Raw genomic sequence first — 25,331 nt, forward strand, 5'->3', positions numbered from 1 at the left:
CACTCTCCGACCATGGCGGGGGAGTGCCAGTGAAGTGTCGGAAGCAGTAAAACGCATTTTTGAGAGCTGTATCACTATCCTAGAAAACAAAGCGTTTTCTGATAGGACAATTCTCAAAAACATTTGTTTTACGAAAGTGTGAAGTCTCAACGTGCGTTGACAATGCCGGAAAAACACTTTTTTAACAAGAAAAATCACTTAAAGAATTTTTTCTTGTAAATACAGTGATTTGCCGATTTAGCCTGCACATTCACAGTCTGACCGCTTCTGTGAACCACCCAACTAAAATACGCGAAGCCCGGTTTAATAAGAATTATTTTCAGACTCTGCGCACGTTTATCAGAATTTCCTTAGTTGCATTCTGGAAAACATGGTTCTGAAGATGCATGGATGGTTTTGTGATACTTAAGTGTCATTTTGCAAAGGTAGTTAGAAACTTAATGTTCAGGGACGGGATAGTTCTGTCAGGAACAGGGCGAGTAAATCAAAAATTTCACCGAATAAACGTTCACAGAACGGGGCTAGCAGGGGCATCAGCAAGCTGATGGTTAAAATTCCAACTGATAAGGTAATAGGGAAGCCAATTGCGAAGATTGATAACTGTGGTGAAACACGATTTAACAAACCCAGTACCAGATTTACCATGAGTAACAAAACGATTAAGGGCAGCGCTAACATCATGCCGTTAAGGAAAATTAATCCGCCCGACTTCACCAGTGCCATGAACGCGTTGGCATTTACCGGCTCACCGCCAATCGGCAGCGTATGAAAACTGTCCACCAGCAGCGAAATCAGCCACAGATGCCCGTTAAAGGTCAGGAACAGCAGCATCGCCAGCATGTCGAGAAAACGGGCCAGCACTGGCATGTTCAGGCGGCTGCCGGGATCGAAAAAGGTGGCGAACGAGATGCCCATCTGCAAACCAATCACTTCACCGGCAAGGCGCACAGCCGCAAACGCGAACTGCATGGTGAAGCCGAGGGCAATACCAATCAGCATCTGCTGAATCAGCAGCAGAAAGCCGGGAGGTGAAAACAGCGTCACATTAACAGCCGGTAACAGCGGCATGACCAGCCAGGTGATCATCACCGCCAGACCGATTTTGACACGCTTGCTGATAGATCGTTCATTAAGGATGGGAGCAGTGGCGAATAATGCCATGATGCGCACCAGAGGCCAGAAGAACTGGCTGACCCAATGAACCAGCTGGCTGCTATCGAGAGTAATCATCAGCCGATGATGTATGGCAGGTTAGTAAAGACGGTGCGGATATAATCCAGCAGCAGATTCAGCATCCACGGACCGGCAATGATACCGGTGGTGGCAACGGCCAGAATCTTAGGAATAAAGGATAAGGTCTGTTCGTTGACCTGCGTCGCCGCCTGGATCAGGCTGATCAGCAGGCCACTGACCAGGGCTGCCAGCAGCAGCGGGGCGGCCAGCATCAGGGCGACGCGCATCGCTTCCTGTCCCATTACCATTACTGATTCAGGTGTCATATGTTGCTCCGGTAAGAAAAGGGGGATCAGGAGTAGAAGCTTTGCGCCAGTGAACCGACCAGCAGTTGCCAGCCATCGACCAGAACAAACAGCATCAGTTTAAACGGCAGCGCGATAGACGCTGGCGGGACCATCATCATTCCCAGCGCCATCAGCACACTGGCAACCACAAGATCGATGATCAGGAACGGGATAAACACGGTAAAGCCAATCTGGAACGCCGTCTTCAACTCGCTGGTGACATAGGCGGGCAACAGAATGCGCATCGGCACCGCTTCAGGGCCGGCAATCGGGGCGGTATTCGCCAGACGGGCAAACAGCGCTAAATCGGCTTCGCGGGTCTGACGCAGCATAAATTCGCGCAGTGGCTGGGCGCCTTTATCGATCGCCACATCCATGCTGATCTTGTCCTGACTGAATGGCAGATAAGCGTCCTGATAAATTTTGTCGAACGTCGGCGCCATAATAAAGAAGGTCAGAAACAGCGACAGTCCAAGCAGCACCTGGTTAGGCGGCGCCGAGGGCGTGCCAAGGGCGTTACGCAGTAAGCCAAACACGATGATGATGCGGGTGAAACTGGTCATCATCAGCAGCACGGCTGGAATAAAGGTCAGTGCAGTGATAAAAACCAGCGTCTGAACCGGCAGGGACCAGCTCTGACCGCCGTTCGGCAGTGAGTGGCTCACCAGGCCCGGCAGCTGGGCATGGGCAACCGGTGCCAGTAACAGCAGTGGCAGTAAAGGAAGCAGTCGACGCATCATTGTGGTTTTCCGGGACGTTTAACCAGGTTCTGTAACAGCTGACGAAAATCCTGTGGCGCACTGTTCACCGGCGTCACAGCGACCGGTTCACCCGGCGGCAGCGTGTGCAGATGGGTAACCTGCTGTGCGGTGACGCCCAGCACCAGACGGGCATCGGCGGTATCGATAATCACCACCCGCTCACGCTGGCCCACCGATACGCTGGCGGTGAGTTTAAGCTCCTGGCTGCTGACCTTTTTCGGCGCGAAGCCGACACGGCGTGCCAGCCAGGCGCAGGCCAGAATCAATAAGATAATTACGGCTAATACGCTGCTGACCTGAGCCAGCATAGAGCCGGTTGAGATCGCCTGAGCGTGCGGTGCAGCCGGTTGCAGCGTTTGATTCTGGCTATTCATAGTGTGACTCTTAGCGACTCAGACGACGCATACGTTCAGATGGGGTGATGATGTCAGTGATGCGCACGCCATATTTGTCGTTCACCACGACAACTTCACCCTGAGCGATCAGGTAGCCGTTGATCAGAATATCAAGCGGTTCACCTGCCAGGCCATCCAGCGAGACCACCGAACCCTGCGTTAAACGCAGCAGCTCTTTAATGGTCATTTTGGTGCGACCCAGTTCCACGGTGAGTTTCACCGGGATATCCATAATCAGATCGATATCCTGCAGCGATCCAGCAACGTTGCCGCTGTCGAATGATTTGAAGACGTCGTCGGTCTGCGGCGCACTGCTGCTGCCGACCTGCTCATTCATCGCTTCAGCCCACAGATCGTCCGCAGAGATATCGTCAGACGGTTTATTACTGTCAGTCATGGGGCTGTTCCTCGTTCAGCGAATTCAAAATCGGGTTAATCAGGTGTTCGACACGGAGCGCGTACTGACCATTCATCGTGCCATATTGGCTGGTTAAGACCGGGACGCTATCGACATGGGCGATAATGCGTTCCGGCTTCTCAATCGGCAGCACGTCACCGGGTTTCAGCTGCAAAATCCGTGACAGACGCAGTGAGGTTTCGGCAAAGTGCGCAATCAATTCCAGCTCAGAGTGCTGCACCTGTTTGACCAGGTTGTCGCGCCAGTGGTTATCTTCCTGACGAGAGTTTTCGAGCGGTGGGTTCACCAGCAGCTCGCGCAGCGGTTCAATCATTGAAAACGGGATGCAGATATTAAACTCACCCACCAGGTTACCAATCTCCACCTGGAACGGCGTGTTAACCACGATATCGTTAGGTGAAGTGGTGATGTTGGTGAACTTTACCTGCATCTCTGAACGTACATACTCAACGTCCAGTGGATAAATGGCTTTCCATGCGTCGCTGTAACCATCCAGCGCCAGCTTCAGCATGCGGCGAATAACGCGCTGCTCGGTATGGGTAAACTCACGGCCTTCAACTTTCGTCGGAAAACGTCCGTCGCCACCAAACAGGTTGTCGACAGCGATAAACACCAGGCTTGGTGAGAACACCACCAGCGCTGTACCACGCAACGGTTTCAGGTGGATCAGGTTCAGGTTGGTTGGCACCGGCAGATTGCGGGCAAACTCATGATACGGCTGAATCTTGATCGCCCCGACGCTGATATCCGGGCTACGGCGCAGCAGGTTAAACAGCGCCATACGGAAACTACGGGCAAAACGCTCGTTAATAATCTCCAGCGCCTGCAAACGCTCGCGCACCACGCGGCGCTGGGTATTCGGATCGTAAGGACGAATATCGCCTTCCGGTCCGTTTTGTTTCTTTTCTTCTTCCGCGCTGCCACTGTCGCCGTTTAAAAGGGCGTCAATTTCAGCCTGGGAAAGAATGCTATCGCCCATTGATTCACCTCAAAATGAAGGCAGTAAACAGCACGTCGCTTACAGCCTGCGGAGGTTGACCTTTTACCAGCGGGGGTGTCAGCGCCTGTTTGATTTGTTCAACAAGCGCCTGCTTTCCTTGCTCTGTCGCCAGCGTCGCAGCGCTTTGACGCGAGAGCAGCAGCAGCAAACGGCTGCGCACCTCAGGCAGATAGTCATTCAACCGACGCCGGGTATCCTCATCGGCCAGACGCAGGGTAAAGCCTACGTAAAGCACGCGGTCGGGATCGTTGTCGGGATTGACCAGGTTAACCGTAAATGTATCAAGTGCAAAAAAGACCGGAGCGGGAGGCGGTTCAACTTTCGCCACCTCAGGCTTATCGCCCTCATGTTTATTCATCATTCGCCAGACTGCATACCCTGCCGCGCTGCAAGCGGCCAGCGTTACAATGAGCAACACTGGTATTAAGAGTTTACGTTTGCGGCCTTTTGCTTTCGCGTTATCAGACATGGTTGCAGTTACTTCCTGTGAATTATGGGCAAGCCTCTCGGCTCACGGGACAGATTATCCGCGTCTTAAGTCAAACCAATGGGTAGATAAGACGCGGGTTTTACGCTTACCTTCAGCGTTTGCCGCTGTCAGGCGAAAGTATCGACGGCGCTGTTGCCGCTAACACGAGCCTGAAGGGCGGCGGGAACGGCAATCGGCGTAATGTCGGTGTCACTGTCCTGGGTGAGGGAGAAGCGGCCGTGCTCTCCATCGCGGCGCGCCTCCTGTTGTTGCTGGAATTGCTGGCCCTGCGCGGAACTGTCACTGCTCACCTGACTCTCGCCCAGGTTAATACCGCTTTCTGCCAGCGCACTGCGCAACTGCGGTATTGCGGCTTCCAGTGCCGCTCTGACGTGGCTATGGCCGGAAACCAGATTAATTTGTGCCTGGTCGTTATCCAGTTTCAGGCTGATCTGGATAGCGCCAAGGTCTGCCGGATGTAAACGCAATTCCGCGTTCTGCTGGCCGTTACGCGTGAACATCACAATCTGCTGACTTAGCGCCTGTTGCCACTCGTCGCTGCCCAGCTGTGAGTTCAGCGTTGGCGTTGACGGGGTGCTGATGGTCGCGGAGGCGGTCACCGCGGCGGGCAGGCTGCTGGCGGTGGCAACGGGCATCGCGTTGATCGTGCTATCGCTGGTGCTGGCTTTGATCGCTTGATCATCCTGCTTAACCATATTGCTCAGTGCCTGCTGAAAACTGCTATCAAGCGTCAGGCCATTGCCTGTTGCACTCTGCGCGGCGGTGTTGCTCTGGCTGGCGGCAGTCGCGACGGCAGGTTTGCTTTGTGCGTCGCTTCTGACTTCAGCCTTCTCATCGTCACCTGTTTCGTGGCCCGGCTGTGCGCTGCTCAGCAGTTGCGTCAGCGACGTCTGACTTTTCCGGCCGGTGTCGGTCTGGGCAATCAGCTCGCCCGCCTCACTGCTGACCGGGGTCGACGGTGTCGCTGTCGGTGTCACCGCACCGGGTAACATGGCGAACAACGCCTGCACATTTTGCATGTCAGTGGCGCTTAAGGGTGCCACGTCCGGCTTGTCTTTATCATCGGCTGATTTTGACCCAGCTTTAATATTTTCCGGTTTAAACAGGGCGGTCAGCGCAGCAGGATTATCCAGCGCCGCCATCAGTGCATTCAGGGGGGCCTTCGGGCGGGCGTCATCAGTCTTTTCTGCTTTAGCGTCAGCGGATTGCGCCACTTTCCCATGCTGTTTCGCCAGGCCGAGCAGCTGGTTTCCCAGCGCAGTCAGAAAGTCCTTAGGCAGCGCGTCTTCACCCGCTGCAAGATCGGTTGAAACTGATGGTTCCGCGTCGGTTTTAACCGACGCTTTCGTGGCAATATGTGGCAGCGTAATCATTCGCCTCTCCTCGATGCGGCCCGTTGGGCAAATTCGTCCATCCGTTTCTGATCGAGACGGTTTTCCTGTCGTAATGCATTTTCTGCTGCACGCGTTATCAGCGTCTGATAAGCGTTCAGCCGCTGCTGTTTGTCGCGCCAGTTGATCAGCGCCTGTTCCAGCCGCTGATTCCAGTTATTGAGCTGGTTACGATGCTGCTCAATCGCTTTTTCCAGCGTCTGAATAAACTGGTGATAGTTGGTCCAGCGGGTGCTGGCGATACCGGATGACATATCGTCGTTGAGCTTGTTGCGATACTCATCCTGATAATCGAGCAGCATCGTCAGCTGCTCGTTAGCGGCGTGCTGGCCGCGACGCATATCGCCTAAGTAGATGGCGGCACGTTCGAGATCCTGCTCCGCTAGGTCGCGCAGCGTATCGATGGCATTTGCAGTTTTCATTGCCGTTACCTCGTGTTAATTCGTGTGACTAGCCAAACAGCGCATGCAGATGCAGGCTGGCGTCGTCATAATCGCTGCGCTCAAAGATGCCCTGTTGCAGGAAAGCTTCCATCTGCGGATAGAGCGTGATCGCTTTATCCAGCATCGGATCGCTGCCGGCGGCATAGGCGCCGACGCTGACCAGATCGCGGTTTCGCTGGAAGCTGGAAAGCAACTGCTTAAACTGGCGCACCTGTGCATAGTGGTTCTCATCGATCAGATGCGTCATCGCACGGCTGATCGAGGCTTCAATATCGATGGCCGGATAGTGACCCGCTTCGCCCAGCCGGCGCGACAGCACGATGTGGCCGTCGAGAATGGCGCGCGCAGAGTCCGCAATCGGATCCTGCTGATCGTCGCCTTCGGTCAGTACGGTATAGAAGGCAGTGATCGAGCCGCCGCCGTCGATGCCGTTACCGGCACGCTCAACCAGCGCAGGCAGTTTGGCGAACACGGAAGGCGGATAGCCTTTGGTTGCGGGCGGTTCACCGATTGCCAGGGCGATCTCACGCTGCGCCATGGCGTAGCGGGTCAGGGAATCCATAATCAGCAACACATGCTTGCCGCGGTCGCGAAAATCTTCCGCGATGCGGGTGGCGTAAGCGGCACCCTGCATACGCAGTAGCGGTGACACGTCGGCCGGCGCGGCAATAACCACTGAACGCGCACGGCCTTCAGCACCGAGAATGTTCTCGATAAAATCTTTTACTTCACGGCCACGTTCGCCAATCAGACCGACCACGATCACGTCGGCTTTGGTATAGCGCGCCATCATGCCGAGCAGGACGCTTTTACCCACGCCCGAACCGGCGAACAGGCCCATACGCTGTCCGCGACCGACCGTCAGCAGGGCGTTAATTGCCCGCACGCCGGTATCCAGCACGTCGGTAATCGGCGTACGCTGCAGCGGGTTAAACGGCGGGGTGTTCAGCGGTGCGCGATAGCCGGTATCCGGCGACGGCAGGCCATCCAGCGGTCGACCGCTGCCATCAAGTACGCGGCCCAGCAGTTCCGGGCCCAGCATCATCTGTTTGCCTGCCTGCGGGTTCTCACCGTTCTGGCGCGCATAGACACGCGCACCCGGTAATATGCCGTCCACTTCTTCCAGTGGCATCATCAGCAGTTTCTGCCCGTTGAATCCCACCACTTCGCTTTCGATTTCACTGATGGTTTTGCCATCGTTGCGTTCGATCACACAGGTCGCACCCAGTGGCAGCTGTAAGCCGGTCGCTTCGAGCACCAGGCCGGTGGCGCGGGTCAGGCGGCCATAACGGCGCACCGGCTGCACCTGGGCGATCCGTTTCTCAAAGGCGTCGAGCGAGCCAAGCCAGCGATTCAGACGGGTGGTCATTAAATTTCTCCAGGTGCAGCAAGACGGCAAAGTTCCTGCCAGCGCGTCGCGACGCTGGCATCCAGGTCGCCATCTTCTGCGCTGAGTTTGCAGCCGCCAGGATGCAGGGTGCTGTCAGCGATCAGACGCCAGCCATGCAGATCCAGCGTCGGACCCAGGGTCTGCTCAATACGTTGTAAATCATCCGGGTGAACACGCAGCTGCGGTTTGCCGCTGAACATTGGTTCCTGCTGCAGTAAACCCTGAATCTGGCGTAGCAGGGCGGTGCCATCTACCGTGGTCGCCTGACCAATCACCGAGCGAGCCGCTTCCAGCGCCAGCTGCATCAGACGGGCAGCGATGACGCTGTCCAGGGATTCCAGCGTGTTCTGGAACTCCGTTACCAGTTGCTGCATCCGCGCCTGAAGTGGCGCCTGCTGCTGCTGGGCATCGGCCAGACCCTGCTGAAAACCGGCGTCATAGCCCGCTTTCTGTCCTTCGGTCACACCCTGCTGATAACCTTCGTTGTAACCCTGACTCTGTGCCTCTTTCCGCATCTGCTGCTGCAGACGTTCAAGCTGCTGTTGCTGCTCATCAACGCCATCGCCATCTTCAGCGTCGTAGATTTCTGGCTGCAGCTCCGGTTCAGGCTCATCAAAACGGCCTAAATCATTGGGCTGCCACAGCTGCCAGGGGCGGGCAGAAAATGCATCAGACATACGTTTCCTCGCCACCACCAATCACCATCTCGCCAGATTCGGCCAGGCGGCGAACCACCAGCAGGATTGCTTTCTGTTCGTTTTCCACTGCCGACATCCGAACCGGACCACGGTTGGCCAGATCGTCGCGCAGGATATCGGCCGCACGGGCTGACATGTTTTTGAGGAATTTCTCGCGCAGTGGCTGTTCGGCACCTTTCAGTGCAACCAGCAGCTGCTCGGACTCCACTTCCTGCAACAGACGCTGGATGCTGCGGTCGTCCACGGCCACCAGGTTTTCGAACAGGAACATCTCGTCGATAATTTTCTGTGCGAGTTCGCCATCGAAGTCGCGTACCGCTTCGATAACGGCCTCTTCCTGCTGCGTTTTCATCAGGTTGATGATCTCGGCTGCCGTTCTCACGCCGCCCATCTTCGCGCGCTTGAGGTTGGTGCCATCCAGCAGGCCGTTCAGTACTTCGGTCAGTTCGGCCAGCGCGGCTGGCTGCACACCACCGAATGTCGCGATACGCAGCATCACATCGTGACGCAGACGTTCGTCGAACAGCGCCACGATATCCGCAGCCTGGGCACGCTTGAGGTGCACCAGGATGGTCGCGATAATCTGTGGATGCTCGTCGCGAATAAGGTCGGCGGCGGCCTGCGGTTCCATAAAGTTGAGCGTTTCCATACCGCTGGTGGTTTCGCGCGTTTCGAGAATGTCCTCCAGCAGGCTGGAGGCACGCTCTTCGCCCAGTGCACGTGTCAGCACCGAACGCAGGTATTCGTTCGAGTTCAGGCTCAGCGCCGCGAACTGCTCAGCATCTGCTTCGAACTCACGCAGCACCTCTGTCAGCTGTTTGTGCGACACCTGACGCATATTGGCCATCGCACCACTAAGATGCTGCACCTCGCGCTGATTCAGGTGTTTGAAAACTTCCGCAGCACGCTCTTCACCAATGGTCATCATGAGGATGGCGCTTTTTTCGGTTCCGGTCAGACTCATAGCTCTTTACTCATCCATTCGCGAATTACCAGCGCGACGACGCGCGGATCATTTTCTGACATGTCGCGGATGCGTTGACTCATCACTTCTGCGCTCATGCGGTTGTTTGACTTACGTTCCTGATCCAGCTCATCTTTGCTGAGCTGCACATTAAAGGCTTCTTCCTGCGGCTGATCAGTAGCGGCACGGGCGGCAACGGCTTCAGCAGCGGCTTTCTCTGCGGCCTGCTTGCGAACCAGATGCGGACGAACCATCTTGCGGTAGAGGACGAAGGCGACCAGAGCAACCAGCAGCCACTTACCGGCATCCATCAGCTGATCAAAGAAGGACTGCTGTTGCCAGAATGGCAAATCAGTGGTCACAGGTTCAGTGGTGTTAAACTGCGAGTTCACCACGTTAATGCTGTCGCCACGGCTCTGGGAGTAGCCCATCGCTTCGCGGGTCAGGTCTTCAATCTGCTTCAGTTGTTGTTCGTTCAGCGCAACGGCTTTGCCTTTATCATCTGCACGAAAGTTCACCACTACCGCAACCGACAGGCGCTGTACGTCGCCGACGTTGACTTTGGTATGACGAATGGAGCGATCCAGCTCGTAGTTCACCGTGTCATCACGACGTGAATTCGTCGGGCCTGAGCTGGCCGGTGCAGTGCTGGTGGTCTGGCTGGCGTTATTCGCCGCGTTATTCTGACCATTCGCGGCCTGACCGTTGGCTGCATTGTTGTTCGGCGTCGTCACCGGCGCGGTGTTGGCTGGCGCCGGCTGGTTAGAAAGTGCGCCCGGCACGCCGCCCGGATAAGGGCTGCCTGATTGATCGCTGGTGCTGGTCTGACGCGAACGAATCGCTGAGTTCGACGGATTAGCGTTAGGCTGATATTTCTCGTCAGTCTGCTCGGCAGTGTCGAAGTTAATCTGCGCGGTAACCTGCGCATGCACATTGCCCTGGCCAAGAATCGGATTCAGGATTGCTTCAATACGTTGCTGGTAACGCGCTTCAACTTCAGAGGAGTATTTCAGCTGCGCGTCATTCAGATCGCGACCAGCAGAATCAGAACGAGTCAGCAGGCGTCCGGTCTGATCAACCACCGTCACGTTGCCCGGCGGTAAACCGGCGACGCTGCTTGAGACCATGTGGGCAATGGCCTGAATCTGGCCTTCGTCCAGCGCACGGCCAGGTTGCAGCGTTAAGGTGACAGAGGCGGAGGGCGCTTTCTGCTCACGCACAAATAAGGTGGGTTTAGGCATTGCCAGATGAACGCGGGCACTTTTGACCGGGCCCAGCGATTCGATGGTGCGCGCCAGTTCGCCTTCCAGCGCGCGCTGGTAGTTAACCTGCTCGCTGAACTGGCTGATACCGAACTTCTCTTTATCCAGCAGCTCGAAGCCTACCGAGCCGCCTTTCGGCAGACCCTGCTGAGCCAGACGCAGACGCAGCTCATGCACATTCGCTTCAGGCACCATTAATGCGCCGCCGTTTTCGGCGAAGCGATAGGGAATGTTCATCTGTGTCAGCTGCGTGACGATGGCACCGCCATCCTCATCAGTGAGGTTATTATAAAGGACGCTATAAGATGGCTGTTTCGCCCAGAGTACCATCGCGATCACGATTGCTATGACAGCAGCCGCGGCGATGACTAAAGGAATACGCGGATTTGCGCGCAGGCGAGCTAACAGGTCACCGAAGCCTTTCTTTTCTTGTTCTGTTGTGGCGGCTGTACTCGCATTCATGACCGTTTCCTGCCTGACGTAATTGACCGGGTAAGTTGAGATGGCAAAACAGACTCCCTGACCTGCGTAGATAAAATTTCCACTTCAATGCCAGGCATTATTAGGTGATAAGCAAAATTCGATGGCTGGATAAGGTAGGGTTTTTGATGTTATTTAGCGGCTTTGTCTCATTGACAACGTGCTAACTTTTGCTCACATCAAAAATGTCACCCTCTTTAAAAGGTATCGTTCATGTCCATTCAGGCAATTGACGGCGTACTGCAGCAGCTACAGGCGACCTCACTGCAGGCCAGTAATCGCAGCAGTGAAGCACCCAATCAGATCGATTTCGGCGCGACCATGAAAGCGGCGCTGGATAAGATCAGCGAGACGCAGACTACCGCACGCACCCAGGCGCAGGATTTTGAAATGGGGAAACCCGGCATCGCATTGAATGATGTGATGGTCGATCTGCAGAAATCGTCAATCTCAATGCAGATGGGAATTCAGGTCAGGAACAAACTGGTGTCGGCGTACAGCGAAATTATGAATATGCAGGTTTAGTTATACTGACCTGCGCATTAAATCTTTCTGTTTGCCTTAAGATAAGCAGACTTGAATGTCAGCAATAATGTCAGTCCTTTTGCTAAGCCTATGACCCTGTACTGACGTCAATGCAGGCGTCATTGGCTATACTGTTCATTATTAGTCGTTACGCACCGGGCACCTCACTTTTCGGCGCTATCGACTCATCGCCCATCAGCAGGACGCCAGCACAGTGCTAAAAATAATTATCCTTATCGCATCGTTGATTAGCCTATCAGCTCCCGGCATTGCCGCCATGCAGTGCGGACCCTTTTACCTTAAGCAGGATAAGAGTGGCTGGTTCTCAGTAAATGGTGAACGGGCAAAAACCCAGAAAGTGACGTTTGCCAGAGAGAAGGGTGACTACAGCAACGCAACGGTGAAAATCCGGGTTAAAAATAGCAAAGCGCCGGGAATGGTGGATATGGAGCAGACAAACCGTGATGGCAAAGGGTTGTTGAGGGCAGAAATTGCCCGCACCAGTCAGAGTCAGATCCGCATTCGGGGTGACTATGATTGCGAGCCGGCTAAGTAAGTTGAGTTATTACTGCAAATGCCTGTGATTATCGCAACCCTGAAGTAGTGATAGCCGGTGCTTTTGAATCATAGTAAAACGTCGCACTGATTTGATGATGACTTAACTGTGCCCTTTCAACCCAGGCTACTGTTTCATTATCCTGCACCATGTTAAACCGCTTTTAACCAGTAAGCAGCGGATCATCCTGCTCCAGATTGAATCTCCGGTCTTGTGCCATTCCGGTAAGGCAAGACCGTCAAAATAAGCGGTTTTATATAAAGGCGCAGTCCAACCCGTTCACTATCCATGTCCGCCAGCAGGGGCTGGCTCAGGGCAATAATGATCTTCTTCATCTGTTAAATCATAAGCATTATTTTGTCGACAAATAACATCGGGAACTCACTTGTCCCGCTGATTTTCAATCAAAAATTTGCGCTTAATATTGCTAGCGCCGCTGAGTAAATGTAACATCCGACGGATAAATAAAGCATCGAATATCTTTTAGCTGCAACAATATTTTATTCCACTGTTACATTGTTAGCCAGCTTACAATAAACACGGAAAATTTAACGCAGTTAAATACCGCATCTATCAGACGCATATAAATCAGCCTTATAAAAAGGTATGCAGACGTTTGTTAAGTGCCATTAACACCATTGTCCTGATGAAAATTTTCTACTTAAGTGCCTCTGATGACTATGATTTATGACTGTTTTTTATACTACGATGAAGATGTTTTGCTTGAAATGCGTCTGAACACGCTTGAGCATGTTGTTGACCGGTTTGTCATTGTTGAATCGCTTTATACCTTTACGGGTAAACGCCGATGCAAGCTTAATTTTGACATTGAGAAATTCGACCGTTTTCGCGATAAAATTATTTATGTCGTCAACGATATTGCGCCAGTATTTTATCAGCACGCCTTTCAGTCGAATAGCTCTCTGGTTAAGGCGGGCGAGACCGATCCCTGGGAGAATGAATCCACTGCACGGAATCAGATTATGCAAGGTCTGGCTGGCGCGCAGGATGATGATATTATTATTGTGTCAGACGTCGATGAAATTCCCCGACCTGAAGCGATTAAAGCCTTTAGCCATCGTCACCTCTGTACAACATTGCACCAGCAATATTTCAATTTTAAATATAATGTACGTGTATTGAACAATGACGGTACACCGCGTTGTGCCACACTGGCAAAAATGGTGACGTTTAAAACATTACGAACCTTTTTCATGGGACAACCGGAATTACTGCGCAACGTTAAGCGCCGTGGAACACCCATACGCGACAGCTGGTGGCGCTGGAAATGGCTCGGCTGGCGAACGAAAGTCATTAAGGATGGAGGATGGCATTTTTCATGGGTGATGAGCGATGAACGCATAAGTGAAAAAATGGCGTCGATTTCACATACCGAACATAACTGTCCTGAATTCAATAACCCGGATCATATCCGGCGCTGCGTTGAGAACAACATTGATATCTGGAATCGCCCAGGAAGAATGGAAATAGTGCCGATTACCGCTGAACATTTTCCTGAGTGGCTGGTTACACATCAGCATCAGCTGACTGATTTTATTAAATCCTGATGCTGACCAGCGCGCCCACCGGGCGCGCCTCTCGTCCTTCAGGTTGCTTTGTAGGGATCTTTTTTATCATCCTGACTGTCATCATTTTTCCGCGGCACTTCACCATGGTCTTTTGGTGCATCGGTGGCGGGATGATCATCTTCCTCATACGCATTACCGGCGTTAGGTGCTGCTTCGGGCAGGCCTTTGCTGACATCACCTTCTTTCTTACGTTCTTCATTCGTATTGTGCTTAAACATAATTCACTCCTGTTGTCCCAGTCGTTTAAGTCTAGACCAGCCCTGAGATCCCGCATTAGCATGGAATTAAAGGCAAAAAAAAGCCCGCCAGAAGCGGGCTAATCGGAGTTTCTCTCATACTGAACATGTTATCTTTCGATGTTTTGGTGTACAGCAGCTCAATGCTAACGGGAAATTCCTGATGCAGAAATGGACAAACTTGCCATATCGCTTGCGACAGGTCACATTCCAGGTCGATAAAAACATCGATAAATAAATTCGATTGAACTGATTAATGAAAAGCATATAGTGGCCTCCGTTACCAGGAGATAGAAAATATGTTACGAGACCATTTAAAGATTGAAGCAGAAGATCAGTTAATTGAACAACGCTCCCTAAGCCTGAGAAATCGTGGTCAGGAAGAGGTGACCGAGTGGATTATCGTTAATCGTCAGGGCGTTAAAAAAGGCGGTGTCACACTGTTCGATAAACTCAGTACCCGCCGCTCATGGCCAGTGAACTACCGCATTATGCAGACCGATCTGCAGGGCAATTTGGTCGTGGATCAACTCACCGACGCCCTGTAGTTACCAGACCCGGACGCTGTGCACTGTTGTACGATAAAAAATTAACCCGCATTGGCGGGTTTTTTTATGACTGCCGGTAGCGGCGCAGTTCAACCACTGTACCAATTAGCTTCAGGTTCTCCCGACTGGAATGCAGTTCAGGAAAGTTGATGTTAATGGGGGCCAGCTCAAACTGCGTAACGCCACCTTCACTGCTACGTTGCCGCCAGGTACGGATCAGAGCAATCTGCTGCTGTAATGCCAGCACGCTATCGCCAGGCCGGGGTGAAACTCGCGGATCGATGATCACCACATCATCCCGCACAATCGCGGGCATCATTGCCTGTTCTTCAACGCGAAAGGCAAAGCTCTGCTGCGAAAGCGCCATATCGTTATGCATCAGCAATTCGTGTCGCACTGAACTGTCATCCGAAAGCCATCGTGTCACATCACGCTGATTAAGCAGCGGAATCTGGTGAAGACCGCCATAAGCACTTTCGCTGAAAACAGGGCCATCCCCATCTATCAGAAAAGCCGGGGCACAACCCAGCGCTTCGGCGAGCCGTAGCAGATTCTCACCGCGCGGAAGCGTCTCCTCTTTTTCCCATTGCGAAATCGCTACATGGGACACTTTTACCTGTTGTGCCAATTGCTTCTGCGTTAATTGCAGTGATTTCCGTCGGAGGCGGATTCGGTCACCCAGCGTTTCGTTTTTCATAAGCTTGACATATTGGTTGAAAGTGATTTAAGTATACTTAAGCATGGTATTTAAGTAAACTTAAATTTCAAGCGGAGGACGTGGCTTTTCAGCACGCAATATGTTCCAGCGACCTAACCGGAAAAAGGGGTATGGCATGGAAAGTAGTCTGATTACCAGTATGGGAGCGTTAGTTCTGGGTGGAGGCGCAGCAGCACTGTTCTGGAAACCGTTATTGGCGGGTATCGCGTCAATCGTAACCAGTAACCGAGCGGGCGGCGAAATTATTACCAGCTACAAAGAGCAGGTGGTGTTGCTGAAAGAGAGCAACCTGCTGATACGGGAGGAAAACGATGAATTACGCGAACGGCACGACAGGAATTTGCGGCGAATCTCGACACTCGAAACCGATCTTAGGTTAATCAAGAATGCGGTAGGGATTTTGCTCGCAATGACCGAAACCGATCAAAACGACAAATTTCGTAATGAAGTTGATCGGCTTATCTCAACTCTGGAGGATCGCAGCAATGGCAATGATTGATAATACCAGGGCTCCAATATCATACAGGCGTAAAGTTATCCTCGGCTGCATTCTTCTCAGTTGTTCGATGATTTGCATCCTGATGACGATTATTTTTCTTTATGTCAGTAATACCGCAAACAAACGAGTCGAGGAGATTAGGGCGGATTACCGGGCAATAGCGGCACGACGTGATGAAAGGGTCGAGGTGCTGACGGATAAGGTCACAGCATTACAACATAAGCTTGATGTGATACCGGATCGTACCGCTGATAAAACACTGAGTAGAGTGAAAGAGGTCGTTTCTGAAGACAACCAGACGTCCGCAAAACCGGGCCAGACACCGTAACTTCCGATTATTCTTAGTGCGGCTTCGCTATTATCGACTAGTTTTAAATCTCCGGGCAACATTTTGTACCTGAATGCAGGCCCGATGATTGGCCGGTCGATGAACCGCTAAGCCTAACCACTTTGGATAACTGACCAGAAGGAAATTTAGCATGAGCGATTCAACAGAAACCAAGACCAAAACTGACTATCTGCGTGATGTGACGTCTCAGCTAAAAGAGATGCGCCACTATGCGCAGACCAACACCGAAACGCTGTCCAGCCATTGGTTAGCGTTTGACGCCGGTGAATACAAAGATAAGACGAACGCCGACCGAATCGATGCGTTGCTTAATAAGCAGGGTAAACTGCTGGAAGATCTGGATGCGGCTATCCAGGACATTGAGATTGAAATTAATCACAGCGAGCAGGAGAGCTAAGTCATCTCCCGCTAACTGATGCGGTGGCCGGTAAAGGATTAATCGGCCACCAGCCACATCTCCGCTTCGTCGAACATCTCTTCAACAATCCGCGCAACCGTCGCTTTATCGTTCTTACTCAAATCAGTATCAATCGCGTTACGTTCCATCGGCTTGACCTTAACTTCAATGTCAGGAAACACCCGATGCACCCGCTTTTCCAGCTCCTCACGAATCATCTCGCGGGCACCCGGTAAACCGGCAACGTTGCGCTTGTCATAAATCAACTCAACAAACATGATGGCAATCCATTCAGGGCAAAATCGCTGACATATAATACTGTAAATAAAAACAGTGGCAAGGCATGGCGCGTGATTTCGCGTAAATTTTTATGTCGTGTAAAACACGATCTTCAACTGGAAAAATGCGCACGCATCACGACATAATGACGGCTTACTTTTCAGGAGGTCCGCGATGCGACAACTGGTAATAGATATTCTGCTAAAACTGGCAAAGATGGATGTCGATGCAAAAGAGTTGACGGCGCAGCTTGAAGCGCAGTCCCTGCTGGTTGCAGCGCTGCTGGTGCAGGCGAAACAGGACAACTCGCTGACCATTTCAGAAACGGTGCAGGATGCCATCATTACCGCTTCGCAATCGTCGACCGGGTTTCTGCAATCGGATGTTGATCTGCTGCTGACGCACATTAATCGTCTGCTGGCTGTGGCAAGTTATGTTGAAGTGAAGGGTAAAGCGACGGAAGAGAGAGAGTAGGGCAGGAAAAATTCGCCTCTGGAGATGGATATTTATCAACATCTTCAGAGGCAGTGCAGGCGCAGGCGTCGTTCAGGGATGGTCATGATCCGAGTCCTGCGGAAAAGTGACTACTCTCTTAACCGGGTACACATTCTTCAGCTACTTTCATGCTGGCAGGCGTTGTGCTTTGCAGGCCTCTTCTCTGCAGCGCGTATTACAATTCGTTTTTAATGCAAAATTCTTCCCAGCTCATACCCAATGATTCAGCGTGAGATTTGAGATAAGTCTCGATCGCTTCAGCCGCCACCGCTTTATCTGGCTCAGCGAGCTGAATGGAGAAGATCATTCCATCCAGATTCTTCTGGCGCAAAAAGGCCGCATAGATACGTTCGGCATGCCATTCGCGCAGCTGGCGCAATGACAGGTTGGCGGCGCGGGCATCGCTTTCAGTTAATTCGTCAAGTGCGGATTGAAAGTCTGGATGCGCGGTAAAAAACATCTCGCGAGCCTGGGCATAGTAAGCTTCTGGCGTTTTCATATTCATATTCCTGAAAGTCTGTTGCAGCGCGTCAGTGTAGCGGGTTGTCTCCTGCTTGTCAGGCGTGGCAAAGATAAGAGATGAACCTGCTTCGCCAACAATTTTCCGGTTAAAATGCTTTATGCAGACCTCACTACGGGTTTCGTTCTGCCGCAATCATCGTCTGTGTGGCGTCTTAACATCCAGATATCTTGCGTAACGCAGTGGAAAAATTATAACGTAGCCGCCATTGACGTGATCTTAGGGATTTAATATGAAAAAGTGGATGCTGATTGCCGCGCTGGCATTGAGTGGTTGTGCGCAAATCAACGATTATGAAAATGCGGTGCAGACACCGGCACCTGCTGATCTGCAGGGGACCTGGCAAACCGTCGGCCCACAGAGCAGCCTGATCAGCGACAAGGCGATAGCCAGTCTGATCATTAATGCCGATGGCAGCACGCTGGATTGCCGTCAGTGGATGCGGGTGATCGCGAAGCCGGGCAAACTGACCCGATTAAATGGCGATTATGTGAATGTAACACGTAAAATGCGGGTGATGCCGCTGGTGGTCGATAATGGCGAGCTGAGCTACGACAGGATGACTCTGCGCAAAGTGGCGCGTCCGACAGTAGAGTGTCAGCAGGCACTGGAAGAAGTCGCAAAGCAGCCAAAAGCCGCCGTGATTCAGAACATCGAACCGCAACTGTTGCGCACGGCGATTACCGAGAATAACGCGAAGTCATAACCGTCGATCCATAGCAAAACCGCCCCAACAGGTAGAGTGCCGTTCACGCACTTGTCTGCCGGGGCGGTTTTGGTTTTTACTGCATCCCTAATTTTGCTGCTAACTTATTCTGCGATGACCCAGACGCTGACGCTGCCACCGTTACAGGCAAAGACCGCTGTGCCATGCTCGTCGGCGGTAATCGTCTCTTCACGGTTACCCAGATAATCCCGCCAGACCTTACCGGCAAAACCTTCACCCATCGGCACGCTTTTCTCACCTGCATCGCCATTTGACATGATCACCACACAGCCTGGCTGCGTTTCGGTGCCGCTGCGGCTGAATGCCACGCAGTTAGGATGATCAAAATAGTCGGTCTGTACGCCCCAGCCATATTGCTGACGCGCCCGGATTAACCCTTCCAGTTCAGGGATCACCGGCATCTCTATTTTGTGCGTTTCACCGTCGCCGCCTTCATCTTCGTAGGTTGCCCCGAACAGATCAGGATAAAAAATGGTGGGCACACCTTGTTCACGCAGCAGGATTAGCGCATAAGCCAGAGGCTTAAACCAGGCTTCAACCGGCGCTTCCAGAGACTGCAACGGCTGGGTGTCGTGGTTGGCGACGATCGTCACGGCATGCCAGGGATCAGCCACGACCAGCGAATTAGCAAAAATCTGGCTCATGTCATAGGCACTGCCCGCGGTGGAAGCCTGATGGAAGTTCATATGCAGTGGGGCATCAAACAGCATGGTTTTGCCTTCAACCTGATGCACATACTCCTGCAGTTTCTCGGTTTCAAATGACCAGTATTCCGCGACGATAAACATCGGCTCTTCAGCAACCTCCTGAATATGCTCGATCCACTCTTTGTAGAACCAGGCCGGAATATGTTTGACCGCGTCCAGACGAAAGCCAGTGCAGGGGACCTGTTCCATCACCCAGCGCGCCCAGTATTTCAGCTCTTCCCGGACCGCATTGTTACGGAAATCGATGTTGGCACCCATCAGATAGTCGAAGTTACCCAGTTCGTTATCGACCTGATCGTTCCAGCCTTCGGCGGTATAGTCATTGATGATTTTAAACACGCCGTTTTCGTCCGGATTCTCAATGTGGTCTACACCGCTAAAGCACTTGTGATCCCAGACAAACTTAGAATATTCCCCGGCACGGGCCGGAAAGGTGAATTTCGTCCAGGCTTCGCACTCGACAACCTCTTCGTAGATTTCATCACGGTTATCCGGGTTGACGCGGTTAACACTGATCGCCTCTTTCTCATCAGCACCCATTTTGTGGTTCAGCACCACATCCAGCACTACCCCAACGTTGTGGCTGCGCAGGGCTTCTGCTGCCGCCAGTAATTGCGTTTTGTCGCCATATTTGGTGGCAACACCGCCTTTTTGATCAAATTCCCCCAGGTCGAACAAATCGTAACTGTCGTAACCGACTGAATAGCCGCCTGAACCCCCTTTGTAGCAGGGTGGTAACCACACCATACTGATTCCAATTTCGCTGAGCCAGGCTGCACGATCGGCGACCTCAGGCCACAGTTTGCTGCCATCCGGGTAATACCAATGGAAAAACTGTAATAACGTTGGGTTTTGCATGTACCACACTCCAGGGGATGATGAGAATCAAGTATGGAGCAAGCGGCAGAAAAGAGACGCCGCGCAGAGAAATAAATCTGGCGGCGTAGCAGAGAAGGGGATCAGGAGAGCGTTTCGCGCGGCACCATGACTAAGCCGCCCTGACTACTGTAGGCAGACATGACCGATTTCTGACGGGTGTTCTGACCTACCAGCGAGGCCAGCTCATCCATCCGCGCCTGCAGCAGACGTTTCACTTCGCTTTCGTTATCCAGTATACGACGCAGCACCGGGCGTAACTGCTCCTGCGTCTGCGATGAAGGCGACACAGCTTCTGTCGATTGGGCCAGGTTCTGCACCGCACTGACATACTCCATCTCCCTGCTGATCAATTCATCCCATTCGCCCTGTACTGCATGACGCAGCATTCCCTGGCTGAGATCGAGTAACTGTTGGTAAACGGTAATCAGATGCGGTGCAGTGGTCATTAAACGGCGTCCTGAATCAGGTGAGATTGAACTACTTCTTTCCACGCGTCCGCGATATTGCGCAGCAGGCCTTCGACCTCCTCGACCGCTGCAACATCATTGTGCAGGTTGGCATGCAGCAGGCGACGGGTCATATAGTTGTAAAGATCCAGCAGATTGTCTGCCAGTTCATCACCACTGTTTTCAAGCAGGCCCTCTTTCAGGCCTGCTTCGATAATATTGATGGCTTTGGAGATCGAGCTGCCTTTTCCTTCAATATTGCCATCCTGCATAAATAAGCGGGCGCGGATTAACGCGCTCAGTGCACCGTCGAACAGCATCATCACCAGCTGCTGCTGGGTGGCGCTCATCACGGCGCTTTCGACGCCAATTTTTGCATAGGCTTTGGTGCCTGTAGCGCTGTACATGGTCACTCCTATGATTTGTTAGAAGAATTCGACGTATCGAACTGCTGTGTCAGATACGTACTGGTCGAGTTGAGTTTACTGATGGCCAGATCAAGCTGAGTAAACTGTGTTTTATAACGGGCGATATCCGCATCAATACGATCGCTGGTGGTGTTATAGAGGGCGGTTAAATTATTCAGTGTCTTACTGACGCCATCGGTAGCCGCCTGAACAATCCCTTTGGTCGATAACCAGCCCGTGATGTTGGTTGCGATTTTGGTGGTAATACCGGTGGTTTTACCGTCACCCACGATCATCTCTTTTACACCTGCGGCATCTTTATCCAGCGCTGCGTTAACCTTCGTCGTATCAATTAACAATGATCCGGTTTTAGGATCGGTGGTGACTCCAATCTGCCCCAGCGATTTGAATGAAGAAGAGCTTTGCGCATTGGTCAGCATACTTTTCAGCTGCGTCTCAATCGTCCGTAACGTGCTGTCACCAATCAGGGCACCATTGCTGGAGTCCTGTGAATCCGTATTGGTATCCACCTTGGTGTATTTGGTCAGGGTATTGAACTGATCCAGCAGGGTGTTATAGGCAGATACCCAACCGCTGATCGCGCTGGACGCTTTTGAGGTATCTTTGGTGATCGTCAGAGACTGATCGCCAACAGTCTGAGCGGTCAGATTCAGGGTAATGCCTTCCAGTGCATCACTGATCTGGTTGCTGCTGTTCTCAATCGCCACATTGTTGACCGTGAGCTGGGCATTCTGCGCTTTAACGCTTTCTGTCATCACATTGCTGCTGGCAGAGGCGTCAAAACCCACAATCCCCTGTAGCGTGCTGTCACCAGTGACAGCAATCGTCGCCACCGCATTGTCACTGCCAGTTTTATTGGCATTCATAGAGAGACGGAAGCTGCCGTCTGACACCTTAATAATGGTGGCAGTGACGCCAGCATTGGCGCCGTTGATGGCGTCACGCATACCGGTTAGCGAGGTTTGGTCGCTGGAGAGGGTCACGCTTTTGCTTGAACCATCTTTTAAGGTAATCGCAATGCTGCGGCTGGCTACAGAGCTGTCGCCCAGTGCTGCAGTGTTGCTGCTCTGCACCGCAGAGGTCAGGACCTGCGCCTGGGCCAGCTGCGTCACGTTAATCGCATATTTGCCGGGCACCGTGGTGCCAGACGTGGTCGCGCTGAATGCCGTTGAGCTGCTGACCGCAGTAGTAGAAGTAAACAGGTCAGCACTGTTCAGCTTGGTGTTAGCCGTCTGGAACGTTGTCAGTGAGCTTTTTAGCGTGGCATAGGCACTGAGCTTGGCCGTATAAGCCGTTTGCTGTTTTGAAATCGGTGTCAGTGACGCTTTTTCAGCGGTGGTCAAACTGTCAAGCATGGTACTAAGTGGCAGGCCGGAGCCCACACCAAGGTTGCTTATACTGGCCATGTTAATTCCTTTATAAGGTCGACAGAGAAATTGATACCTGGGTTATCGGCCTTGACTAAGGAAAGTTTAAGGTTATTTGCCTTAGGGTAATGAGGTAAATAAGCACTATAGAGAAGGGTAATTCAGCGGCTAGAAAATTAATGAATTAAGTCTAAAGAAGTTCGGATGGGTGGCGATAACTTAAAACGTGACAGGCTGAAGCAGAAAAATTCGCCTGGTACTAAAAAAATTCTAAAGGTTGTTAAACGGCAGACGATAACAACTTTGACGGCGCTGAAGCCGGCGGGTTGAAGCCCACACCTTAACCGAAAGACTTGATTAACAGGAAAATTCATCATGGCCCAAGTCATTAATACCAACAGCCTCTCGCTGATCACTCAGAACAACATCAACAAGAACCAGTCAGCTCTGTCTACTTCAATGGAGCGTCTGTCTTCTGGTTTACGTATCAACAGCGCGAAAGATGACGCTGCTGGTCAGGCAATTGCCAACCGTTTCACCTCTAACATCAAGGGCCTGACTCAGGCTGCCCGTAACGCCAACGACGGTATCTCTGCTGCGCAGACTACTGAAGGCGCGCTGTCAGAAATCAACAACAACTTACAGCGTGTTCGTGAGCTGACTGTACAGGCTCAGAACGGCACCAACTCTGATTCTGACCTCGGTTCAATCCAGGACGAAATCAAATCCCGTCTGAGCGAAATCGACCGCGTATCGGGTCAGACTCAGTTCAACGGCGTGAACGTGCTGGCTAAAGACGGCGCAATGAAAATTCAGGTTGGCGCAAACGACGGCGAAACCATCTCAATTGACCTGAAGAAAATCGATTCTTCAACTCTGGGTCTGAAAGGTTTTGCTGTTGATAAAACTGCTGTATCTGTTGGTGATGCGATTACCCAGTTACCATCAGCAACTGCTGGTAATCCCCCAGTTAAAATTACTTTTGATACTTCAGTCGCGTCTGACTTGGGTATTACCGACACTTCCAAGTTAAGCTTACACAATACTAAAGATAAAGATGGCGTACTGACCGCTGATTATGTTGTTCAGAATGGTGACAAATCATATGCAGCTACAGTTGCCGCTGATGGTTCAGTTACACTGAACAAAGCTAATGTTACATACACAGATGTTAAAAACGGTATTAACTCAGCGACTCAGTCTGGTCAACTTGTCCAAGTTGGTGCTGATTCAACAGGCACACCAAAAGCATTCGTTTCAGTACAGGGCAAAAACTATGGCATCTCTGATGCTGCTCTTACAAACAATGGCGGCGATGCAACTGCAACTACTCCGACTACAACGGGCACAACTGTTGAAGCTGCTTCAATAAACTTGAGCACCGGTACCACCACAGGCGCAACTCCTACTGCAGTAACTGCATCAGATGAGTTCGCTGGAGCATCAACCTCAGATCCTTTGGCTTTGATTGACAAAGCTATCGCATCTGTTGATGATTTCCGTTCAAGCCTGGGTGCAGTACAGAACCGTCTGAACTCAGCGGTAACTAACCTGAACAACACCACCACTAACCTGTCTGCAGCACAGTCTCGTATTCAGGATGCTGACTACGCTACTGAAGTTTCCAACATGTCTAAAGCACAGATCGTGCAGCAGGCTGGTAACTCAGTATTGTCTAAAGCGAACCAGGTTCCACAGCAGGTTCTGTCTCTGCTGCAGGGCTAATCGCTCTAAAGTCCGATATAAAACCCCGCTTCGGCGGGGTTTTTTTTGCCCGAATTTATGCGCTGCGACCACATCATTTTGAATCTCATTTGGCAGTGTCATCGATTTAACAAAGTACTTTTTCAGATCAGGCCGGCTGAGCGCACTCAATAGATGATTTTTATTTATACAAGCAATGCCTAAATTGAGCATTACGCTTCCAACCCACTGCCCGGAAACGCTATGATTAGGCCTTTGAAATAAATTGTTACCTGAGTCAGGCTGCCCCCAAATGAAAGCTTTTATTATCAATCTCGATTCTTCAACCGAACGCCGTGCCACTATTGCTGCCCAGTGTCAAAATGCAGGCATCAGCTACGAATTTATTCAGGCTGTAAATGGCAAACAACTGAGCAATGAAGAGATAGCGCTACACACGCAACCCCTAAACTATGCGTTTAAAGCCGGTGAAATTGGTTGTGCATTAAGCCATATTAATATTTATAGAAAAATTGTAGATGAGAAAATCCCACAGGCGCTAATTCTGGAAGATGATGCCTTGTTAACTGAGCCATTGCCAATAGTGTTAGGCAGTCCGGCACTGCAGCTGAGTACGGTTAAACCCACTCTGGTGTTGTTATCAAGTGTTAATAAATATGTAGATAATCCAATCGCAACTGTGACTGAAAGTGCTCAACTTTATCCGGTTTACAGTGCCACGACCTCACATGCTTATGTCATTAATTTTGAAGCGGCAAAGCGGTTGCTTACTCTTCTTTATCCAGTCTGGATGGCAGCGGATAAATGGTGCGTGTTTGAGGAGTATGGGGCATTCCAGTTACTGGCTGTGCATCCCGCGCCAGTACTGTTGCACGAAGTAGCACAACAGACGACCATTCAGCAGATTGATGATGTTGAAAATCATAATCGGCTAAAACGCGAACTCTGGTCCAAAATTATGGCGAAACGTCCACTTCGTGCAAAGCTCCGTCAGCGTTACCGTCGCGCGGTGCTACCTCTGTTGCATGAAATTGTTGATGTTAAAGCCGCTGTTAAGCAGTCATAAAACTTGCGGAAAACTTTGCGCACGGTGGAACAACCAGAAAAAATGTCTCCATCAGTGCGCTGATAGCCCTGACATGACTGTCTT

Annotated in this window: 33 protein-coding genes; 11 read left to right on the forward strand and 22 right to left on the reverse strand. The window is 51.8% G+C overall.

Going from position 1 to position 25,331, the window contains the following annotated elements:
* Positions 1-444 precede the first annotated feature (444 nt).
* The 13 genes from fliR to fliF all read right to left on the reverse strand — a co-directional run bounded on the left by fliR (position 445) and on the right by fliF (position 11,194).
* Positions 445-1,230 carry a flagellar biosynthetic protein FliR gene (gene fliR / locus LQK91_RS03170; protein ID WP_003854464.1) on the reverse strand — a complete coding sequence of 262 codons (786 nt, stop codon included), beginning with the start codon at positions 1,228-1,230 and terminating at the stop codon, positions 445-447.
* Positions 1,230-1,499 carry a flagellar biosynthesis protein FliQ gene (gene fliQ, locus LQK91_RS03175; RefSeq protein ID WP_003854466.1) on the reverse strand — a complete coding sequence of 90 codons (270 nt, stop codon included), beginning with the start codon at positions 1,497-1,499 and terminating at the stop codon, positions 1,230-1,232. Before fliQ ends, fliR begins: the two co-directional genes overlap by 1 nt.
* Positions 1,500-1,525: 26 nt before the next feature.
* On the reverse strand, positions 1,526-2,257 hold the full coding sequence (fliP, locus tag LQK91_RS03180; protein ID WP_031593200.1) for a flagellar type III secretion system pore protein FliP: 732 nt from the start codon (positions 2,255-2,257) through the stop codon (positions 1,526-1,528).
* The gene (fliO, locus tag LQK91_RS03185) at positions 2,257-2,655 is read right to left on the reverse strand and encodes a flagellar biosynthetic protein FliO (protein WP_003854470.1); all 399 of its coding nucleotides are present in this window, start codon (positions 2,653-2,655) and stop codon (positions 2,257-2,259) included. The genes fliP and fliO overlap by 1 nt, the downstream gene beginning before the upstream one ends.
* 10 nt (positions 2,656-2,665) lie before the next feature.
* Positions 2,666-3,073, reverse strand: coding sequence for a flagellar motor switch protein FliN (gene fliN, locus LQK91_RS03190; protein ID WP_003854471.1), 408 nt, complete (start codon positions 3,071-3,073; stop codon positions 2,666-2,668).
* Complete coding sequence (gene fliM / locus LQK91_RS03195; protein ID WP_003854473.1) at positions 3,066-4,073, reverse strand: flagellar motor switch protein FliM; 1,008 nt, start codon at positions 4,071-4,073, stop codon at positions 3,066-3,068. The genes fliN and fliM overlap by 8 nt, the downstream gene beginning before the upstream one ends.
* A 4-nt stretch (positions 4,074-4,077) precedes the next feature.
* Positions 4,078-4,563, reverse strand: coding sequence for a flagellar basal body-associated protein FliL (fliL, locus tag LQK91_RS03200; protein WP_003854474.1), 486 nt, complete (start codon positions 4,561-4,563; stop codon positions 4,078-4,080).
* 128 nt (positions 4,564-4,691) lie between these two features.
* Positions 4,692-5,957 (reverse strand): flagellar hook-length control protein FliK, encoded by a 1,266-nt coding sequence (locus LQK91_RS03205; RefSeq protein ID WP_003854476.1) that lies wholly within the window; start codon positions 5,955-5,957, stop codon positions 4,692-4,694.
* Positions 5,954-6,397: a flagellar export protein FliJ gene (gene fliJ / locus LQK91_RS03210; protein WP_003854478.1), complete on the reverse strand. Its 444-nt coding sequence runs from the start codon at positions 6,395-6,397 to the stop codon at positions 5,954-5,956. Before fliJ ends, LQK91_RS03205 begins: the two co-directional genes overlap by 4 nt.
* Positions 6,398-6,425: 28 nt before the next feature.
* Positions 6,426-7,787, reverse strand: a complete 1,362-nt coding sequence (gene fliI / locus LQK91_RS03215; RefSeq protein ID WP_003854480.1) for a flagellar protein export ATPase FliI — start codon at positions 7,785-7,787, stop codon at positions 6,426-6,428.
* Positions 7,787-8,485 (reverse strand): flagellar assembly protein FliH, encoded by a 699-nt coding sequence (gene fliH, locus LQK91_RS03220; protein ID WP_003854482.1) that lies wholly within the window; start codon positions 8,483-8,485, stop codon positions 7,787-7,789. Before fliH ends, fliI begins: the two co-directional genes overlap by 1 nt.
* Positions 8,478-9,470 (reverse strand): flagellar motor switch protein FliG, encoded by a 993-nt coding sequence (fliG, locus tag LQK91_RS03225; protein WP_003854483.1) that lies wholly within the window; start codon positions 9,468-9,470, stop codon positions 8,478-8,480. Before fliG ends, fliH begins: the two co-directional genes overlap by 8 nt.
* Positions 9,467-11,194: a flagellar basal-body MS-ring/collar protein FliF gene (fliF, locus tag LQK91_RS03230; RefSeq protein ID WP_105099072.1), complete on the reverse strand. Its 1,728-nt coding sequence runs from the start codon at positions 11,192-11,194 to the stop codon at positions 9,467-9,469. The genes fliG and fliF overlap by 4 nt, the downstream gene beginning before the upstream one ends.
* Before the next feature lie 231 nt (positions 11,195-11,425).
* Between fliF and fliE the strand changes: the two genes are divergently transcribed.
* Together fliE and LQK91_RS03240 are read left to right on the forward strand one after the other, a co-directional pair.
* Positions 11,426-11,737 (forward strand): flagellar hook-basal body complex protein FliE, encoded by a 312-nt coding sequence (gene fliE, locus LQK91_RS03235; protein ID WP_003854485.1) that lies wholly within the window; start codon positions 11,426-11,428, stop codon positions 11,735-11,737.
* A 277-nt stretch (positions 11,738-12,014) separates the two neighbouring features.
* Positions 12,015-12,293 (forward strand): hypothetical protein, encoded by a 279-nt coding sequence (locus LQK91_RS03240; RefSeq protein ID WP_231001590.1) that lies wholly within the window; start codon positions 12,015-12,017, stop codon positions 12,291-12,293.
* 182 nt (positions 12,294-12,475) lie between these two features.
* Here the strand turns inward: LQK91_RS03240 and LQK91_RS03245 are convergent, their stop codons facing one another.
* Positions 12,476-12,628, reverse strand: coding sequence for a hypothetical protein (locus LQK91_RS03245; RefSeq protein WP_231001591.1), 153 nt, complete (start codon positions 12,626-12,628; stop codon positions 12,476-12,478).
* Positions 12,629-12,973: 345 nt separating this feature from the next.
* Here LQK91_RS03245 and LQK91_RS03250 point away from each other — a divergent pair, with 345 nt between their 5' ends.
* Positions 12,974-13,861, forward strand: a complete 888-nt coding sequence (locus LQK91_RS03250; RefSeq protein WP_105099074.1) for a benzoate transporter — start codon at positions 12,974-12,976, stop codon at positions 13,859-13,861.
* A 38-nt stretch (positions 13,862-13,899) separates the two neighbouring features.
* On the opposite strand, the gene LQK91_RS03255 is transcribed toward LQK91_RS03250, so the two are convergent.
* On the reverse strand, positions 13,900-14,100 hold the full coding sequence (locus LQK91_RS03255) for a hypothetical protein (protein WP_003854493.1): 201 nt from the start codon (positions 14,098-14,100) through the stop codon (positions 13,900-13,902).
* 317 nt (positions 14,101-14,417) lie between these two features.
* Here LQK91_RS03255 and LQK91_RS03260 point away from each other — a divergent pair, with 317 nt between their 5' ends.
* Entirely contained in the window at positions 14,418-14,666 is a 249-nt protein-coding gene (locus LQK91_RS03260) for a hypothetical protein (protein WP_105099075.1), read from the forward strand.
* Positions 14,667-14,730: 64 nt separating this feature from the next.
* Here the strand turns inward: LQK91_RS03260 and LQK91_RS03265 are convergent, their stop codons facing one another.
* On the reverse strand, positions 14,731-15,363 hold the full coding sequence (locus LQK91_RS03265; RefSeq protein ID WP_105099076.1) for a helix-turn-helix domain-containing protein: 633 nt from the start codon (positions 15,361-15,363) through the stop codon (positions 14,731-14,733).
* Between the two features lie 136 nt (positions 15,364-15,499).
* Between LQK91_RS03265 and LQK91_RS03270 the strand changes: the two genes are divergently transcribed.
* The 3 genes from LQK91_RS03270 (at position 15,500) to LQK91_RS03280 (ending at position 16,629) form a co-directional block, all read left to right on the forward strand.
* Positions 15,500-15,883 (forward strand): hypothetical protein, encoded by a 384-nt coding sequence (locus tag LQK91_RS03270; protein ID WP_008926860.1) that lies wholly within the window; start codon positions 15,500-15,502, stop codon positions 15,881-15,883.
* The gene (locus LQK91_RS03275; RefSeq protein WP_033763175.1) at positions 15,870-16,211 is read left to right on the forward strand and encodes a hypothetical protein; all 342 of its coding nucleotides are present in this window, start codon (positions 15,870-15,872) and stop codon (positions 16,209-16,211) included. The genes LQK91_RS03270 and LQK91_RS03275 overlap by 14 nt, the downstream gene beginning before the upstream one ends.
* A gap of 151 nt (positions 16,212-16,362) precedes the next feature.
* The gene (locus LQK91_RS03280; protein ID WP_003854505.1) at positions 16,363-16,629 is read left to right on the forward strand and encodes a hypothetical protein; all 267 of its coding nucleotides are present in this window, start codon (positions 16,363-16,365) and stop codon (positions 16,627-16,629) included.
* 38 nt (positions 16,630-16,667) lie between these two features.
* On the opposite strand, the gene LQK91_RS03285 is transcribed toward LQK91_RS03280, so the two are convergent.
* Positions 16,668-16,907: a DinI-like family protein gene (locus tag LQK91_RS03285; RefSeq protein ID WP_003854508.1), complete on the reverse strand. Its 240-nt coding sequence runs from the start codon at positions 16,905-16,907 to the stop codon at positions 16,668-16,670.
* A gap of 175 nt (positions 16,908-17,082) precedes the next feature.
* On the opposite strand from LQK91_RS03285, the gene iraP reads away from it, so the two are divergent.
* Positions 17,083-17,382, forward strand: a complete 300-nt coding sequence (gene iraP, locus LQK91_RS03290) for an anti-adapter protein IraP (RefSeq protein WP_003854510.1) — start codon at positions 17,083-17,085, stop codon at positions 17,380-17,382.
* Positions 17,383-17,578: 196 nt separating this feature from the next.
* On the opposite strand, the gene LQK91_RS03295 is transcribed toward iraP, so the two are convergent.
* The gene (locus LQK91_RS03295; RefSeq protein ID WP_008926858.1) at positions 17,579-17,902 is read right to left on the reverse strand and encodes a DUF6388 family protein; all 324 of its coding nucleotides are present in this window, start codon (positions 17,900-17,902) and stop codon (positions 17,579-17,581) included.
* Positions 17,903-18,155: 253 nt separating this feature from the next.
* Here LQK91_RS03295 and yedD point away from each other — a divergent pair, with 253 nt between their 5' ends.
* Positions 18,156-18,629, forward strand: coding sequence for a lipoprotein YedD (gene yedD, locus LQK91_RS03300; RefSeq protein WP_008926857.1), 474 nt, complete (start codon positions 18,156-18,158; stop codon positions 18,627-18,629).
* A 104-nt stretch (positions 18,630-18,733) separates the two neighbouring features.
* On the opposite strand, the gene amyA is transcribed toward yedD, so the two are convergent.
* The 4 genes from amyA to fliD all read right to left on the reverse strand — a co-directional run bounded on the left by amyA (position 18,734) and on the right by fliD (position 22,516).
* Positions 18,734-20,215, reverse strand: a complete 1,482-nt coding sequence (gene amyA / locus LQK91_RS03305) for an alpha-amylase (RefSeq protein WP_105099077.1) — start codon at positions 20,213-20,215, stop codon at positions 18,734-18,736.
* A gap of 101 nt (positions 20,216-20,316) precedes the next feature.
* On the reverse strand, positions 20,317-20,682 hold the full coding sequence (gene fliT, locus LQK91_RS03310) for a flagella biosynthesis regulatory protein FliT (RefSeq protein WP_039659989.1): 366 nt from the start codon (positions 20,680-20,682) through the stop codon (positions 20,317-20,319).
* On the reverse strand, positions 20,682-21,089 hold the full coding sequence (gene fliS / locus LQK91_RS03315; RefSeq protein WP_090960064.1) for a flagellar export chaperone FliS: 408 nt from the start codon (positions 21,087-21,089) through the stop codon (positions 20,682-20,684). Before fliS ends, fliT begins: the two co-directional genes overlap by 1 nt.
* Before the next feature lie 8 nt (positions 21,090-21,097).
* Positions 21,098-22,516 carry a flagellar filament capping protein FliD gene (fliD, locus tag LQK91_RS03320; RefSeq protein WP_105099078.1) on the reverse strand — a complete coding sequence of 473 codons (1,419 nt, stop codon included), beginning with the start codon at positions 22,514-22,516 and terminating at the stop codon, positions 21,098-21,100.
* 336 nt (positions 22,517-22,852) lie between these two features.
* Between fliD and LQK91_RS03325 the strand changes: the two genes are divergently transcribed.
* Positions 22,853-24,202 carry a flagellin gene (locus LQK91_RS03325; protein ID WP_105099079.1) on the forward strand — a complete coding sequence of 450 codons (1,350 nt, stop codon included), beginning with the start codon at positions 22,853-22,855 and terminating at the stop codon, positions 24,200-24,202.
* A gap of 271 nt (positions 24,203-24,473) precedes the next feature.
* Positions 24,474-25,247 carry a glycosyltransferase family 25 protein gene (locus tag LQK91_RS03330; RefSeq protein ID WP_105099080.1) on the forward strand — a complete coding sequence of 258 codons (774 nt, stop codon included), beginning with the start codon at positions 24,474-24,476 and terminating at the stop codon, positions 25,245-25,247.
* Positions 25,248-25,331: the final 84 nt, after the last annotated feature.

The sequence above is a fragment of the Pantoea sp. MHSD4 genome (genome assembly GCF_021043305.1).
Lineage (GTDB): Bacteria > Pseudomonadota > Gammaproteobacteria > Enterobacterales > Enterobacteriaceae > Pantoea > Pantoea eucalypti.